General features: G+C 64.9%; 13 protein-coding genes. 7 read left to right on the forward strand and 6 right to left on the reverse strand.

Annotation, left to right across the window (positions count from 1 at the left end; all coding sequences use genetic code 11):
• The first annotated feature begins 656 nt into the window (after positions 1 to 656).
• On the forward strand, positions 657 to 1223 hold the full coding sequence (locus HMPREF3170_RS08030) for a sugar O-acetyltransferase (protein ID WP_070363310.1): 567 nt from the start codon (positions 657 to 659) through the stop codon (positions 1221 to 1223).
• A complete protein-coding gene (locus HMPREF3170_RS08035; RefSeq protein WP_070479006.1) occupies positions 1216 to 3408 on the forward strand; it encodes an ATP-dependent RNA helicase in 2193 nt (730 codons plus the stop codon). Before HMPREF3170_RS08030 ends, HMPREF3170_RS08035 begins: the two co-directional genes overlap by 8 nt.
• Here HMPREF3170_RS08035 and HMPREF3170_RS08040 read toward each other — a convergent pair.
• Positions 3374 to 4057 (reverse strand): Rib/alpha-like domain-containing protein, encoded by a 684-nt coding sequence (locus HMPREF3170_RS08040; protein ID WP_070479007.1) that lies wholly within the window; start codon positions 4055 to 4057, stop codon positions 3374 to 3376. The two genes, HMPREF3170_RS08035 and HMPREF3170_RS08040, sit on opposite strands and share 35 nt — an antisense overlap.
• Before the next feature lie 53 nt (positions 4058 to 4110).
• On the opposite strand from HMPREF3170_RS08040, the gene HMPREF3170_RS08045 reads away from it, so the two are divergent.
• Positions 4111 to 5574, forward strand: coding sequence for a basic amino acid/polyamine antiporter (locus tag HMPREF3170_RS08045; RefSeq protein ID WP_070479009.1), 1464 nt, complete (start codon positions 4111 to 4113; stop codon positions 5572 to 5574).
• 16 nt (positions 5575 to 5590) lie between these two features.
• Here HMPREF3170_RS08045 and HMPREF3170_RS08050 read toward each other — a convergent pair whose 3' ends face one another.
• Both HMPREF3170_RS08050 and HMPREF3170_RS08055 read right to left on the reverse strand, forming a co-directional pair.
• Positions 5591 to 6181: a TetR/AcrR family transcriptional regulator gene (locus tag HMPREF3170_RS08050; RefSeq protein ID WP_168156206.1), complete on the reverse strand. Its 591-nt coding sequence runs from the start codon at positions 6179 to 6181 to the stop codon at positions 5591 to 5593.
• A gap of 7 nt (positions 6182 to 6188) precedes the next feature.
• Positions 6189 to 6935: a TSUP family transporter gene (locus tag HMPREF3170_RS08055; RefSeq protein ID WP_070479010.1), complete on the reverse strand. Its 747-nt coding sequence runs from the start codon at positions 6933 to 6935 to the stop codon at positions 6189 to 6191.
• 25 nt (positions 6936 to 6960) lie between these two features.
• On the opposite strand from HMPREF3170_RS08055, the gene HMPREF3170_RS08060 reads away from it, so the two are divergent.
• Positions 6961 to 7986: an AbrB family transcriptional regulator gene (locus HMPREF3170_RS08060; protein WP_070479012.1), complete on the forward strand. Its 1026-nt coding sequence runs from the start codon at positions 6961 to 6963 to the stop codon at positions 7984 to 7986.
• A 4-nt stretch (positions 7987 to 7990) separates the two neighbouring features.
• Here the strand turns inward: HMPREF3170_RS08060 and HMPREF3170_RS08065 are convergent, their stop codons facing one another.
• Positions 7991 to 9682 carry a DUF885 domain-containing protein gene (locus HMPREF3170_RS08065; protein WP_070479014.1) on the reverse strand — a complete coding sequence of 564 codons (1692 nt, stop codon included), beginning with the start codon at positions 9680 to 9682 and terminating at the stop codon, positions 7991 to 7993.
• Positions 9683 to 9815: 133 nt separating this feature from the next.
• Between HMPREF3170_RS08065 and HMPREF3170_RS08070 the strand changes: the two genes are divergently transcribed.
• Complete coding sequence (locus HMPREF3170_RS08070) at positions 9816 to 10886, forward strand: ROK family protein (RefSeq protein WP_070363317.1); 1071 nt, start codon at positions 9816 to 9818, stop codon at positions 10884 to 10886.
• An 84-nt stretch (positions 10887 to 10970) separates the two neighbouring features.
• Positions 10971 to 12263, forward strand: a complete 1293-nt coding sequence (locus HMPREF3170_RS08075; protein WP_070363318.1) for a dicarboxylate/amino acid:cation symporter — start codon at positions 10971 to 10973, stop codon at positions 12261 to 12263.
• A gap of 5 nt (positions 12264 to 12268) precedes the next feature.
• On the opposite strand, the gene HMPREF3170_RS08080 is transcribed toward HMPREF3170_RS08075, so the two are convergent.
• Positions 12269 to 12892, reverse strand: a complete 624-nt coding sequence (locus HMPREF3170_RS08080; protein WP_083290935.1) for a TetR/AcrR family transcriptional regulator — start codon at positions 12890 to 12892, stop codon at positions 12269 to 12271.
• A gap of 14 nt (positions 12893 to 12906) precedes the next feature.
• Positions 12907 to 13494 (reverse strand): TetR/AcrR family transcriptional regulator, encoded by a 588-nt coding sequence (locus HMPREF3170_RS08085; RefSeq protein ID WP_070479015.1) that lies wholly within the window; start codon positions 13492 to 13494, stop codon positions 12907 to 12909.
• 51 nt (positions 13495 to 13545) lie between these two features.
• Between HMPREF3170_RS08085 and HMPREF3170_RS08090 the strand changes: the two genes are divergently transcribed.
• Positions 13546 to 14865 carry a M20/M25/M40 family metallo-hydrolase gene (locus HMPREF3170_RS08090; RefSeq protein ID WP_070363628.1) on the forward strand — a complete coding sequence of 440 codons (1320 nt, stop codon included), beginning with the start codon at positions 13546 to 13548 and terminating at the stop codon, positions 14863 to 14865.
• Positions 14866 to 14872: the final 7 nt, after the last annotated feature.

A 14872-nucleotide genomic window follows, 5' to 3' on the forward strand; every position in this document is an offset into this window, starting at 1 on the left:
GATCATCAGTGGAACCCCAGCTTAGGCGTGAGAAAAGGGTGGGCTGGACGCAGCTAAACACACACAAAATGTCCCTTATCGCGACACGCCGTAAAAACACACAAAATGTCCCTTAAGCCCCAAATTGAGAGACACAGAAAACTAAAGAGAAAGGGATGCGAAGATGGAAATTCAATCTTCGCATCCCGTGGGTGTGGTTACTTGCGCTAACCGTTGGATTCACCCGCGCTTCTGAAGCAGTTTGGCCGCTCCTTCAGAATGCTCTCATGTAGTGTGTCCCTCGCCACCCTCCAGGTCCTCAAACACCCTGGAGGGTGGTTCTATTTTGCAACACAACAACACATCACAACACCATGTTTTGTGTTGTACTCATTGTCCCCCTGACATGTCCCCCTGTCAACCGAAACCCCTCAATGCTCTGTCCCTTCTCGGCTCGCACCGATACTCTTTGAAAAAGTTCCCGCGCTCGGGAACCATTTTGGATTTCGAGCCCACTCCGGTCGACCGACGCTGCCGTTTCCCCAGTTCGCGACGCCTGTCCATGAAGATCGTTCCCCGCATCACGGTTCTCGGGGGAACTTTTTCGACGGGCGGGGGCGGTAAGCCGAGCGGCAGGCAGGGCCGTAGGGGCTACACACCCCGGTACCCTGGCTGGTATGTATTCGATGGAGCAGATGCGATCAGGTCAGTGGTACCTCCCCGGCGGCGAGGAGGCCGACGCCCAACACGCCCGGACGTGGGAGTTGATGCGCCAGGTCAACGCCCTGGGCAACACCGATCAGCCGCGGGCGGAGGAGCTGTTGCGGCAGGTGTTTTCCAACAGTGAGCACGTGCCGGGACTGTTCGCGCCGCTGCATGTGGAGTTCGGGCTGAACACCCGGTTCGGCAAGGGGTGCTTCATGAACTTCAACTGCGTCATCCTCGATATTGCGGAGGTGACCATCGGGGACGGGTCGGTGTTCGGGCCGGGCTGCCAGCTGATTACGGTGGGTCACCCGGTTGAGGATGCGGCGAAGCGGGCTGAGGGGTGGGAGATCGCGAAGCCGGTTCGGATTGGGAAGGACTGCTGGTTCGGGGCGGGTGCGATGGTGATGCCTGGCGTGACGGTGGGTGATCGTTGCGTGGTGGCCGCCGGCACGGTGGTGACGAAGGACGTGCCAGATGACTGTTTGGTGGCGGGGGTGCCGGGCGTCGTGAAGCGAAAGTTTGCGCAGGATGCCTGAGCACGCGTTTGACCTGGGCAAGATTGGGGAGGGGCTGCCCGTCGCGAAGGTGATTGGGGAGCTGCCGCGCACCGGGCCGCTGGTGGTGGAGGCGCCGCCTGGGACGGGTAAGACGACGCTGGTGCCACCGGCGGTGGCAAATGTGTGTGGGAAGACGCTGGTGACGGCGCCGCGGCGTGTGGCAGTGCGTTCGGCGGCGAAGCGGCTGGCGGACCTGGATGGGTCGCGGCTTGGGCAGCGGGTGGGCTACTCCATTCGTGGTGAGCATCGGGATGGTTCGCTGGTGGAGTTTGTGACGCCGGGTGTGCTGCTGAACCGCCTGTTGCAGGACCCTGGCCTGGAGGGCGTCAACGCGGTGATCATCGACGAGGTGCACGAGCGTGGCCTGGACACCGACCTGGTGCTGGCCATGTGCATGGAGACTGCCCTGCTGCGCGATGACCTGTACCTGTGCGCCATGTCGGCGACGCTGGACGCGCGCCGCTTCGCCGACCACATGGGCGCCGAGGTGCTGTCCACGGAGGCGGCGACCTACCCCGTCGAGGTCACATATGCTCCGCACGCTGGGCGGATGCAGGGTTCGCGCGAGTTCTACCGGCATGTGGCCGCCCTCGCGGAGGCGCCGGAGCGCACCCTGGTGTTCGTGCCGGGGGTGCGGGAGGTGGAGCTCGTCGCCAGCTTTCTTGACGACGCCACTCCGCTCCACGGCCGCTTGTCCTCCGCGGAGCAGGACGCCGCGCTCTACGGGGATGCTGCGGTGGTGGTGTCGACGAACGTTGCGGAGTCCTCGGTGACGGTGCCGGGTGTGCGCCGCGTGGTGGATGCCGGGCTTACCCGGGTGCCGCGGCGGGATGCCCGCGGGATGACGGGCTTGGTGACGGTCTCTGCGGCGAAAAGCAGTGCGGACCAGCGGGCGGGCCGCGCCGGTCGCCTGGGGCCTGGCACGGTGGTGCGGGCCTACTCGGAGACGGACTACCAGCACTTTCAACCGGATGTGGCGCCGGAGATCGCGACGAGTGACCTCACGCAGGCGGCGCTGCAATTGGCGGCGTGGGCGTCGCCAGACTTGCCGCTGCTGGACCCTCCCCCGGCGCACCACTTGGCCGCTGCACAGGAGACGCTGCGGCTCATCGGCGCGCTGGACGATGAGCACCGCATCACCGCCCTCGGTGAGAAGCTGGTGCGCATGCCGGTGGATCCGCGGCTGGGGGCCGCGTTGGTGAAGTTCGGCTCGGGCGCTGCGGACACGGTGGCCAAACTCGCCGACCAGCCCGCGAAACGCCTGGCCAGACTCGTACACCAGTCAGCGCCGGTGGCGCCTGGCGACGTGATCGCGGCGGCGTACCCCCAGTGGGTGGCCAAGCGCGACGGGGGCGAGTACCTGCTTGCCTCAGGAACGAGGGCGCGGCTGGACGTGCCGATCGGCGCCCCGGAGTGGATCGCGGCCGCAGAGGTGCAGCGCACTGCGCGGGGTGCGGTGATCCGCGCGGCGGAACCGCTTGCGATGCCGCAGGAGCGCGTCGAGGAGCACGTGCGCGCATCACTGGTGGACGGGAAAGTGCGCGCACGCAGGGTCAAAGCCATCGGCGCCATCGAACTGAGCGCCACCCCGATCCGCCCCGAGCCCCACGAGGTGGAAGAGGCACTGCGCGACATCAGCTTCGAAGATTTCGCGCTTGATAGCGCCGCCACCGCCCTCAAGCAGCGCCTCGATTTCCTGCACGCCACCATCGGCGAGCCGTGGCCGGACGTGACCAAGGGCGACTACTCGCTGGAGGTGGCGCAGTTGGCCAGGGGGGCGTCGATAAGAGAGCTGGACATGCGACAGGCGCTGATGCGGCAACTGCCGTGGCCCGAGGCTTCGCGGCTCGACGAGCTGGCGCCGACGCGCATCGCGCAAGGCAAGCTGGACTACTCGACGGGCCGACCCGTCGTGCGGCTGAAGCTGCAGCTGGCGTTCGGGCTGGCGGACTCGCCGGTGATTGGCGGGCAGCGGGTGCTGTTCCACCTACTCTCCCCTGCTGGGCGCGAGCTGGCGGTCACGGACGACCTGCGCAGTTTTTGGAACGGGCCCTACCAGGACGTGCGTAAGGAGATGCGCGGGCGCTACCCGAAGCACCCGTGGCCGGAGGACCCGTGGACGGCGACGCCTACTGCTCGAACGAAGCGCACGCTGAATAAATGATGCCGCCGCCGACAAGGCCAGCGACCGTCAGCACCGACGCGATGCCGAGGTCCGCATTGCGGCGGTTGTACTGGCGCGGCTTGAGGTGAATGTTCACCGGCTTCGCCAGGTTTGTAATCTGCAGGTTAACGCTGTCCTGCACCGCAACGATTGGTAGCCCCATTTGGGTGGCAAAGCCGAGCGGGATCAGTGCCAGCAGCGGAATGCCCACTGCCAAGGAAGTCTTGGAACACTTCGGCGTGATCTGCTCAAAACCGAGCGGCTTCAGGAAGTCCGGTGCCACGCCTTCATCCGTTCCCGGGTTCGCCACAGTGACTCGGACCGGGATGATTTCCGTGGATTCGTCGCCGTAGTGGGCAACGACTGGCCACTGGTAATCGCCAGGATCGACGCCGACAGATGGCGTCAGCTCGATGGAGCCATCGGCTTCAGAAAGGTGCGCCCAGCTGGGGATACTCGTGCCGCTGTACCAGGCTTGGCCCCTGGGCAGTGGTGGGGGTAGTGTTTCCGTACTACCGATAGTTACGGTTGTAACGGGGTAATTGCCCTGCACGATCGCCTGTCCGTGCGCAGTTTCTACCGCCACGGCATGTGGGGAGGTGCAGGCAAGCATGACTGCACACGCAGCAGCTGTAATCCGGCCACGCATGACCGACCTCCTTCGACGCTTCACGGCTCTCATCATAAGGTAACTTATTCTCCATGACTAATGCCCAATCACACACGGTGACCATGTGGACGCTGGTGTCGCTCATTATTGGCTCCACCATTGGCTCCGGCATCTTCGCCTTGCCGCAAAATATTGGCTCCGTGGCGAGCCCCGGCGCAATGCTCATCGGCTGGGTTATCGCCGGGGTGGGCATGCTCTCCATCGCGTTCGTGTTCCAGATCCTGGCGCGGCGCAAACCGCACCTGGACTCGGGCGTGTACTCCTATGTACGCGCTGGCCTGGGCGACTTCATCGGGTTCACCTCTGGACTGGGCTACTGGTTGGGTTCCGTGATGGCACAGGTGGGCTACGCCACCCTGTTCTTCTCCACGGTGGCCTACTACTTCGCCCCGCTGAATAATCGGTGGGTGCTGGCTGTGGCGGTATCCGTGATGACGTGGGGCATCTTCATCATGCTGACCCGCGGCGTGAAGCAGGCTGCCGTGATGAACGTGGTCACCACGGTGGCCAAGCTGGTGCCGATCCTCTGCTTCATCGTCTTGGTCGCCTTCCTCGGCTTCTCCTGGGACAAGTTCACCTTGGACTTCTGGGGCGAGGGCTCGGCCATCCCGTTCTCGCAGCAGCTGCAGGGCATCATGCTCTACACCGTGTGGGTCTTCATCGGCATTGAGGGCGCCTCCGTGTACTCCAAGCAGGCGAAAACCCGCAAGGACGTGGGCCGCGCGACCATCATCGGCTTCCTGTCGGTGCTGTTGCTGCTGGTCTTAGTGTCCACGCTCTCCTACGGCGTGCTCACCCAGGAGGAGCTGGCGGCGCTGCCGGAGAACTCGATGGGTGCCGTGCTTGAGGCGGTCGTCGGCCCGTGGGGCGGCGTGTTCATCTCAATCGGCCTGTGTCTGTCGGTGCTGGGCGCGTACGTATCCTGGCAGATGCTGTGTGCCGAGCCGATCGTGCTCATGGCGAACGACGGCCTGCTGCCGCAGTCGCTCGGCGTGGCCAACAAAGCGGGCTCCCCGTTCCGCGCGCAGCTGATCTCCACCGTGGTGATCCAGCTGTTCGTGATCATCTTCTTCGCCAACGAGACGTCCTATAACGCGATGGTGCAGCTGGCGACCATCATGTACCTGCTGCCGTACATCTTCTCCTCGCTGTACCTCATCCTGCTCGCGGTGCGCGGCAAGGGGCTTAACCACCCGAACGCGGGCGTGCGTTTCGACGACTCCGGTCCGGAGGTCAGCCGCAGCGACAACCAGCGCCACCTCATCGTCGGCGCGGTCGGTTTCGTGTACTCGATGTGGCTGATCTACGCCGCCGACCCGGTCTACGTGCTCTTCGGCGCGCTCGCCGTGGTCCCGGGCATCATCCCGTACGTGTGGACGCGCATCGCGAACAAGGAGCGCCTCTTCAACAGCTTCGAGTGGGTTGTGGTGGCGATCGTGATCGCGGGCGCTATCGCAGCCGTGGTCGGCCTGGCCAACGGCTCTCTGCAGCTCTAGTCAGCTCTCAGCAGCTCTAATCGTTTCGGCGGTCCGGGTCCACAGCTAGCTGTGGCCACAGGACCGTCGCGGTGTTTTCGGCGTGCCGCTCGGCGGAGGCCTCACTGAACGCCTGGCGCATAACAATGCCGCCGAGCAGCATGCCCACGAAGGCGTACGGGTTGATGTTCGGGTTATACAGGCCCTCGTCCATCCCCTTGCGGATCCCCTCCACCATCCGTTCGAGGATTTCGGTTTCAAGGCGCAGACGCCACTGCGACACGAAAGGCTCCGCGCTGGCGATGATGGAGCCGATCAGCCGCACACCCAGCGTCTCGTCGAGGTAGCGCTGCAGGTCAATCATGTATTTTACGAACTCAGCGCGCGTGGTGGGGAGGTAGATCGGGATCTGGAGCGCGATTGAGTCCAGCGCCGCGGTGATCATCTCGCGGCGGTCAGCGTAGCGGCGGTAGATCGTCGTCTTTGCGACGCCACAATCCGCCACAACCTCGTCGATCGTTACAGAGTGCAACCCGCGATCGCGGGCGATGCTGAGCACCGACGCGAAAATCTTCTGCTCGGTTGCTGCCCTACGGGCCGGCCTAAGAATCTTCTGCTGCTTTTCCACGCCGCCATTATTGCACGAATTCTTGCCACCCAAGCCGCGCGCATAGAACAACTACGAGCGTCAATAAGGCGATTCGGACCAACTTGGACCCGCCCTGCAGCACGGTGCGCGCGCCGAGCTGTGCGCCGATGACGTTCGCGATCGCGAGCGCGATTGCCAGCGACCAGTCCACGTAGCCCCCGGCGATGAACACGCCGAGCGCGCCAATGTTCGTCGCGGTGTTGACCACCTTCGCCATCGCCGCGGACTCGAGGAAGGTTTGAGAGAACACAGCTGTAAACGCCATGATGAGGAACATGCCGGTGCCGGGGCCGAAGACGCCGTCGTACCCACCGACGAGCAGGGCCACCGCGACGCCGAGCGCCACCCGGCGCGGCGTGATGATGCGGTTGCCCTCCGACCCAAACGAGGGCTTACACACCACGAAGATGCCCACTGCCAGCAGTAACACAATGATGAGTGGGCGTATCACGGAGTCGCTGACGAGCGCGACGGCCAGCGCACCGCCCGCGGAGGCGCACATCGCGGCGAGCGCGAAGCCCCACGTGCAGCGCGGAACCCCGACCTTGCGCACCATGGTGACCGCGGCGGAGGAGGTGCCGGTGAACGCCGCGAACTTATTCGTCGCCAGGACGGCGGCGGCAGGCATGCCTGTGGTGGACATCAACACCGGGATGAGCACCAGCCCACCGCCGCCGATGACGGCGTCAATCCAACCGGCGACCAGTGATGCAATCAGCAGGACGACAATCATGCGCTAAAGAGTAGTATCAACAGCCATGCTTCGTTGGTGTGTGGTCGTCCCGGTGTCAATTGCGCTCGGTTGGGCCTTCAGCGCACTGCACCTTCCGGCCGCGTGGATCCTGGGGGCGATCGTCGCATCGGGCGCGGTGGCGCTGCGCAGCGGGCGCGACCTTCCCATCAACGAGCTCCTGTTCACGTGCACCCGCGGCGTGATCGGCGTACTGGCGGCGCTGCCGCTGGTGGGCATCCCCCCGAAGACGCTGTTGCCGTTCCTGCTGCCCGGCCTGCTGGCCGCGGCGAGCATGATCGGGTTGGCCTACGTGGGCGGCGCGGTGCTCGCGCGCAAGGGGGTCTCACAGGAAACCGGGGTGTTGTCGCTGCTCGCGGGCGGTGCGTCGCTCATGCCGGTCATCGCGAAAGAGATCGGTGCCGACGTCCGCTACGTCGCTCTGACGCAGTACCTGCGCCTGCTCGTCGTGTCGATGACGCTGCCGGTGGTGGCGGGGCTGCTCACTACCAAGCACGCCTCCGCCACGGAGCATCTGGAGCCCTACTGGTGGATGTGGTTGCTGGTGCCGGCGCTGGTGGCGGTTGGGCAGCCGATCGCGAAGGTGCTGCACATCCCGAACCCGTCGATTTTCGGCCCGATGATCGTCACCGCGGTGGTCGGCTCCTTCATGGACGTGGTCATCGTGCCGCCGGAGCCGCTGAACATCGCGGCGTTCTTGTGCATTGGCTGGGCGTGCGGCGGCGGCCTGTCAGTGCCTGCCCTGAAGCAGTTCTCCCGCCTGCTGCCGATCACGATCGTCTACATCGCCGCCCTCATGGCGGCCTGCGCGGGACTGGGTTGGCTACTGGCGCTGTGGCTGAATATCAGCTTCTACGAGGGCTACCTGGCCACCACGCCAGGCGCACTCGAGACGGTGCTGGCACTCACCGCGGAGGGCGGGGTGGGCCCGGCGGTCGTGGCGGTCCAGCTGATCCGCCTGATCTGCATCCTGCTGTTCGCGGGTTACCTGCCGAAGTTGGTCAACTGGCAGAATCGCAAACGCAACGGCTAGCAGGCTAGTCGTGGTGGTTGAGCACCTCGTGGGCCAGCATGTCCATCGGCATCGACCCGAACTTGAGCGCCTTGTCGTGGAACTGGCGCAGCGTCATGCCCTGCTCCAGGGCGCTGTCGCGCAGTGAGCACCAGTCGCGGTAGCCGATGGCGTAGCTCGGCGCCTGGCCCGGCCAGCCCAGGTAGCGGTCCAGTTCGAAGGCGATGTGGGACTCTGGCATGGCGGAGTTGTCGCGCAGGAACGCCTTGGCGTAGGCGGCGTCCCACACGCCGGTGCCGTCCGGGGTGGCCTTCTTGAGGTGGACGCCGATGTCGATCATGACGCGGGCGAGGCGGAGCCGGCGGGCGTCGAGAAGCCCCATGCGGAAGCCTGGGTCGTCGAAGTGGCCGTGCTCCCCCATGAGCTCCTCGGCGTAGAGCGCCCAGCCCTCGCCGTGTGCGGAGTTCCAGCACGCGGTGCGACGCCACAGGTTGAGGTCGTTGCGCTGCATGAGCGCGGTGCCGATCTGCAGGTGGTGGCCCGGGATACCCTCGTGGAAGACGGTGGTGAGCTCCTGCCAGGTGTGGAACACTTCCTGGCCCTCCGGCACTGACCACCACATGGTGCCGGGGCGGATCAGGTCGTCGGACGGCGGGGTGTAGAAGATGCCGCCGGAACCGGCGTGGTCAATCGCGCACTCTACCTTGTGCAGGCCCTCCGGGATGGTGACGTCAACGCCGTCGAGGTCCCGCATGACCTGCTCGTTGACGGAGTTCATCCACTCCAGCAGGGCGTCGGTGCCGCGCAGGGTGTAGCGCTCCTCCTCGTTGAGACGCTTGTACGCACCCAGGATGGTGGCGTCCGGGCCGTAGAGCTTCTGCGCGAGCGCGCGCTGCTCAGCGACGGTTTCCTTCAGCTGCTCCTTGGCCCAGGTGTAGGCCTCGTCGAGGTTGATGCCGCGGCCCAAGAAGACCTCGGAGAAGAGTTCGTAGCGGTCGCGGCCGACGGCGTCGTCGTGGCGGCCGTGTGGCGCGAGCTCGGTGGACAGCCAGGTGGCCATCTCGTCGAATGCAGCCTTCGCCTTTTCGACGACGGCCGAGTCCTCCGGCAGACCCAGCTGGTCGAAGACGCTGTCGTCGTCGGTGAGGTCGCCGCACTGCTTGATCACGGCTTCGATCTGGCGGTACGCAGGCACATTGCCTGCCGACGCCGCCTCCGAAAGCGACGCGCGATAGCCCGCGAGCGCCGCCGGCACCTTGGACAGGCGCGCCTCAATGTGTTCGAAGTCCTCCTTGCTCACCTTCGGCATCAGCGCGAAGGAGTCGCGGATGGTCTGCACCGGCGAATCGATGTTGTTGAGCTGGCGCAGGTCCTCGCCCTGGTGGTGCAGCTCCAACTTGAATGCCATCCGGTCGCGCAGCAGCGAAGCGGTGAGATTGTCGACGTCGTCGAAGTCGTCTTCGTCGTCGGAGGCGTCCGTGGAGTCGTTGAGCGCGTCGACGTCGGCGACGACGTCACGGATGCGGTCGGCGACTTCGCCGTAGTACTCGGGGCTGAAGTCCTGCAGGTCGCAGTCGTGGCCTTCGAGGCCGATCTCCGTTGCCAGGGTAGGGATCAGCTCGGCGAGGTCGTAGAGAAAGTCTTCGCAGGTGGCGTCGAGTAGCGAAGGCTCGCGTTCTGACTGGGATGCGTGCTCCTCAAGCAAAGGATTGGTCATGGGTAGGCAGTGTAACCGAGGGACACGCTGAATGTGCACCTCTACACCCCATACAAACCGCATTGTCTACCGAGACGGCCCACTCTAGCTCGATAACTGGACAAAGCGGTCTACTACCGGTACATATATTCACATGCCTGCGACACGGACAGCGTTCCATCACCCAACAACCCCCGCCGCCAAGTGCCTGCACCTCATTCGCCTGCAGGAACAGTGCGTGCGACGAGACCTGATCGCAGCCACCGGCCTCTCGCAGCCCACCATCACCCGCGCCGTCACCGCGCTGGCAAACTCCGGCTACATCGTGGAACGCGGCGACCTGTCCGAGTCCACCGGCCGGGGCAGGCCCACCATGCCGCTCGAGCTCGGGGAACCGAACTCGCTGTACGCCGGGGTGGCCGTCGGCACCTTGAGCACCTACATCGCGCTGTTCGACCTCAAGGGGCGCACCCTGCGCAGCATCGATGTGGACATCCCCGTCGCACACATGAGTCCGGATGACTTCGTGCAGCACATCATGGCCGGGCTACACCGCCTCAGCGCCGGGATGGGCCGCCCGCTCGCAACCGTCGGCGTGACTACCTCGGGCACCGTCAACGAGGACGGCGAGGTCACCGCGGCAAACCTCGGCTGGCACGGGGTGCCGATCCGCCAGCAGATGCGGGAGCAGTTCGGCGTGCCCGTCGAGGTCGTCTCCATCAGCCAGGCGATCGTCGGCTCGGAGATGCAGTCGAGCCTGGACATCGACACCCCGCCGGTGATGGCGCTGTTCGCCGATGACTCGCTGGCCTGCGCAATGTCCACCCCGACCGGCGTGATGGCCATCGACGTCGCCAGCGATCACCTGACCACGCAGGGGCTCCTCAACGCCATCGGACAGTCGGCAGTACAGTCACTGCAGGAGGTCGTCGCGCTCGCGGAGCAGCAGTCGGCCACGCGCCAGGCGCTCGACCAGCGCGCACGCGGCCTCGGCTCACTCGTGGCCACGCTTGCCGACGCCCACACCCCCAGCACCGTCGTCGTCGCCGGCAGCGCCTTCATCGACGACCCGCAGGCGCCCGCCACGTTCGCGCGCACGGTGGTCAGCGAGGCCGAGCGCGCCCCGAAGCTGCGCATGATCCCTTCGCACCGCGAGATCGTGCGGGACATCGCGCGCGCGGTTGCACTGGATAAAGTGCTACGTGAACCGCTCTGTCTAGTTTAGATTTGACGCGTTTCTAGAGGATAGGTGTAGAATTTAGCTTCGTTTAATACCGATTAGTCTATAAATCTACACCTGGAGAACTTCATGCACCTTCCAAAGTGGATGACCGGGTTCGGCGCCCAAGTGATCGCCGGCCTGATCATCGGCCTCATCCTCGGGCTCATCGCCGCGGCCAACGACATCACCTGGCTCAGCGAGACGCTCAGCTGGGTCGGCAGCGCCTATGTGCAGCTGCTGAAGCTACTCATCCCGCCACTCGTGTTCACCGCGGTGGTCACCTCTATCGCGAACCTGCGCAAGGTCACCAACGCCGCGCGCCTTGCCTGGCAGACCCTGCTGTGGTTCGCCATCACCGCGTTCTTCTCGGTGATCATCGGCATCATCGTCGGCACCGTCATGCAGCCCGGCGCGAACTCGTCTGTCGACGCCTCCTCCGCCGCCGAACCAAGCGGCTCCGGCTCCTGGCTCGGCTTCCTGAACACCGTCATCCCGTCGAACTTCTTCGGGCTTGGTGTCAAGGTCTCGGAGACGAGCGCCTCGGTGAACTTCAACGTGCTGCAGATCCTGGTGATCTCTCTGCTCATCGGCGTGGCCGCCATCAAGGCGGGCAAGGCCGCGGAGCCGTTCCTGCAGTTCTCCGCCTCTTTCCTGGAGGTCATCCAGGTGGTGCTGTGGTGGATCATCCGCCTTGCCCCAATCGGTTCGGCGGCGCTCATCGGTAAGGCCGTGGCCACCTACGGTTGGGAGGCTCTGGGCAATCTCGGCCAGTTCGTGCTGGCGATCTACGTGGGCCTCGCGCTCGTGATCTTCGTGCTGTACCCGGCGGTACTGGCCGTCAATAAGGTGCCGGTCGGTGGCTTCTTCCGCCGCGTGTGGCCGGTGACCACCCTCGGCTTCGTCACCCGCTCCTCCATGGGCGTGATGCCGGTGAACCAGCGCACCGTCGAGGAGTCGATGGGCGTGCCGCGCGAGTACGCGGCCTTCGCCATGCCGCTCGGCGCGACCACAAAGATGGACGGCTGCGCCTCCATCTACCCGGCGATCGCGGCCCTGTTCGTCGCGCAGTTCTACGGCCTCGACCTGGGCGCGACGGACTACCTGCTCATCGTGATCGTGGCCGTGCTCGGCTCCGCGGCGACCGCGGGCACCACCGGCGCGACCGTCATGCTCACGCTGACGCTGTCCACCCTGGGCCTTCCGCTGGCTGGCGTGGGCCTGCTGCTGGCCATCGAGCCGATCATCGACATGGGACGTACCGCCGTCAACGTCACCGGCCAGGCCGTCGTCGCCGCCATCGTGGCGAAGCGCGAAGGCATCCTGGACGAAAAAATTTGGGACGCCGCAGAAGACGGCGCCCCAGCTCCCCAGCGAGGATAGCGATGCTACTGCTCGTCCGCTGCCCCACCACTGGTGGCGCGCAGCGCGCCGATCACGAGATCTAATGCCGCGCGAACGTTTTCTACGCGTTGCGCGGTTTCTTCATGCTCGCGGTCGCGCAGCATGCCGTCGATCAGGATGTCCTGTGTTCCGGCAGCCATGAAGCGGGCCGTGTCGCGCAGCGTTTCCTCCGTCAGAGCAATTTCTTCGCCTGACTCGATCTGGGTGTAGATCTTCTTCAGGTAGGCGTCCGCCAGAATGTTGCAGATCTTGTCGTTGAGATGGCCGTGCACCGAGGAGTTGATCAGATGCTTGACCGCCTTGTCGTAGCGCTCGAGGTGCTTCACCAGCCGCGCCACCTGGTCCGGGTACGTTTCGTCGATCACGATGTCATTGACGAAAGACTCGTAGGCAGGGAGGCAAATGTCGCACCCCGCAGCCAGGATGAGCGCGTCCTTGTCGTGAAAGTGCTCGTAGCAGGCCTGGCGGCTGACCTGCGCGTACTTCACAATCTGGGACAACGAAAGCTCATCCACCCGGTAATGGAGCAGCAGTTCCTTCGTTGCGTTCAGTAACGCCGTGCGCGTACGAACCGCGCGCGGGTCCATACTAAGTTCACGTGGTGTCATGAATGCAGGATACCTCACTGAGGCAAGCTCATTGCCCTACCGAACACTCCGAACACGCTCATTGCGCGTTTGACGGCTTCCTCGTAATTCTCGGACTCAGTCGCCGACTTCATAAAGATCGAAAACGCGCCGGAGCACAGGTAAGAAGCCACGTCGGCAGCTTCCTCGTCGGTCATCGGGACGACCTCGGCGCGCATCGCCGTCACCATGTCGTGCAGCATTGGCATCTCGGGCGTTGTAAAGCAAGCCATCAGCGTGGCGTGGGCCGGGCCGTTAATCACGTGGCTCAAGAGGCAACGAACCTCGGCGAGCTGCGAGAACAGCGCCTCCAGCGCAGGAGGCATCTCGCCGGTCTTCTTATACGTCTCGATGTAATCGTTCACCGCCGGGGCCAGCGCGCGCTGGATTGCTGCCTTGACGGCGGCGTCGCGGTCCTTGAAGTGCTCGTAGAAAACCTGGCGGCTCATCCCTGCCGCGTTCACAATCTGGGACACCGTGATGTCCTCAACCCGGTGCTCATTCAACAACTCGGTAGTTGTCTTGATGATCGCGTTCCGCGTTTTCACAGCGCGGGGGTCCTGGCTGAGTTCTCTTCGAGCCATACGACACCAACTCCTCTCTGGATGCCCACAAAAGCACCTAATATGCCAGACATGAACCTACATAGCGCAACAGTGGATCTCTTACGAACCCTTATCCAAAATACGTGTGTCAACGACCTTACCCCAACTTCGGGGGGAGAATACCGCAACGCGGCCACGCTCGAATCGTTTTTCGACGGCGCTCCCGTGCGCATCCAAAAGTATGAACCCACAGATGGAAGGGTGTCTATCGCGTTTACCATCGAGGGTACCGACCCCTCCGCGGAGCCCCTCACGCTGCTCGGCCACACGGACGTAGTGCCCGTCGATAAGGAGCAGTGGACGCACGACCCCTTCGGCGCCGAAATTATCGACGGCCGACTCTACGGCCGCGGCGCCACCGACATGCTGTACATCACCGCCGCGATGGCCGCCGCCACCCGCGACGTGGCCCTGAGCGGCAAACGCCCGCGCGGCACACTGACTTTCGTGGGCGTGGCGGACGAGGAGGCGCGCGGCGGGCTCGGCGCCGGCTACCTCTCGCAGCTCGACCCGGAGCCGTTCAGCTGGAAGAACTGCCTCTCCGAGGAGGGCGGCTCCCACCTGCCGGTGCGCGACGGCTCGGACGCGATCGTCGTGGTGATTGGTGAGAAGGGCGCGGCCCAGCGCCGCCTCGTGGTGCGCGGGGACGCCGGCCACGGCTCCGCCCCGCACGACCGCGACATGGCCGTCACCAAGATTGGTGAGGTTGCTCGCCGTATCGCGTCGGTGCAGCCCTCCGTGACCACCGAGCAGCCGTGGCCGGACTACATCCGCGCCTGGAAATTCGACCCCGAGACCGAGGCCGCCCTGCTGCGCGGCGAAGGCTACGAGGCGCTCGGCGACCTGGCGCGCTACTCGCACGCCATGAGCCACCTGAGCATCGCACCGACGGTGCTGCGCGCGGGCGAGGCCATCAACGTACTGCCGTCCATGGCCTACATGGAGCTGGACATCCGCCCGCTGCCCGGCCAGAGCCAGGAGTGGATCGACGAGCAGCTGCGCACGGCGCTCGGCGACCTGGCCAGCGAGGTGGAGATCCAGCACCTCATCACCGAGGACGCCACCATCTCCCCCACCGACTCGCCGCTCTATCAGGCGATCTGCGAGACCTACGCCGAGTTCTTCCCCGACGCCGTGGTGGTCCCAACTATCGCCGCCGGCGGCTCGGACCTGCGCTTCGCGCGCCGCAAGGGCGGGGTGGGCTACGGATTTGCGATGCACGCCCGTGAGCGTCACCTGGGTCAGGTGCTGGATTTGCTGCATGGCCACGACGAATACGTGGATATCGAGGACGTTCACCTCACCGTGGACGCCTACCGCAGCCTGATTCGGCGCTTCCTCGACGCCTAACCGGGTG

It is taken from the genome of Corynebacterium sp. HMSC08D02 (assembly GCF_001807505.1).
Taxonomy (GTDB): Bacteria; Actinomycetota; Actinomycetes; order Mycobacteriales; family Mycobacteriaceae; genus Corynebacterium; species Corynebacterium pseudogenitalium.

What these genes read in the sequence shown, in the direction of transcription:
- HMPREF3170_RS08030 (WP_070363310.1), top strand. Translation starts at nt 657, where the DNA reads ATGTATTCGATGGAGCAGATGCGATCAGGTCAGTGGTACCTCCCCGGC.
- HMPREF3170_RS08080 (WP_083290935.1), bottom strand. Translation starts at nt 12,892, where the DNA reads ATGACACCACGTGAACTTAGTATGGACCCGCGCGCGGTTCGTACGCGC.
- HMPREF3170_RS08045 (WP_070479009.1), top strand. Translation starts at nt 4,111, where the DNA reads ATGACTAATGCCCAATCACACACGGTGACCATGTGGACGCTGGTGTCG.
- HMPREF3170_RS08085 (WP_070479015.1), bottom strand. Translation starts at nt 13,494, where the DNA reads ATGGCTCGAAGAGAACTCAGCCAGGACCCCCGCGCTGTGAAAACGCGG.
- HMPREF3170_RS08055 (WP_070479010.1), bottom strand. Translation starts at nt 6,935, where the DNA reads ATGATTGTCGTCCTGCTGATTGCATCACTGGTCGCCGGTTGGATTGAC.
- HMPREF3170_RS08090 (WP_070363628.1), top strand. Translation starts at nt 13,546, where the DNA reads ATGAACCTACATAGCGCAACAGTGGATCTCTTACGAACCCTTATCCAA.
- HMPREF3170_RS08070 (WP_070363317.1), top strand. Translation starts at nt 9,816, where the DNA reads ATGCCTGCGACACGGACAGCGTTCCATCACCCAACAACCCCCGCCGCC.
- HMPREF3170_RS08060 (WP_070479012.1), top strand. Translation starts at nt 6,961, where the DNA reads ATGCTTCGTTGGTGTGTGGTCGTCCCGGTGTCAATTGCGCTCGGTTGG.
- HMPREF3170_RS08075 (WP_070363318.1), top strand. Translation starts at nt 10,971, where the DNA reads ATGCACCTTCCAAAGTGGATGACCGGGTTCGGCGCCCAAGTGATCGCC.
- HMPREF3170_RS08035 (WP_070479006.1), top strand. Translation starts at nt 1,216, where the DNA reads ATGCCTGAGCACGCGTTTGACCTGGGCAAGATTGGGGAGGGGCTGCCC.
- HMPREF3170_RS08065 (WP_070479014.1), bottom strand. Translation starts at nt 9,682, where the DNA reads ATGACCAATCCTTTGCTTGAGGAGCACGCATCCCAGTCAGAACGCGAG.
- HMPREF3170_RS08040 (WP_070479007.1), bottom strand. Translation starts at nt 4,057, where the DNA reads ATGCGTGGCCGGATTACAGCTGCTGCGTGTGCAGTCATGCTTGCCTGC.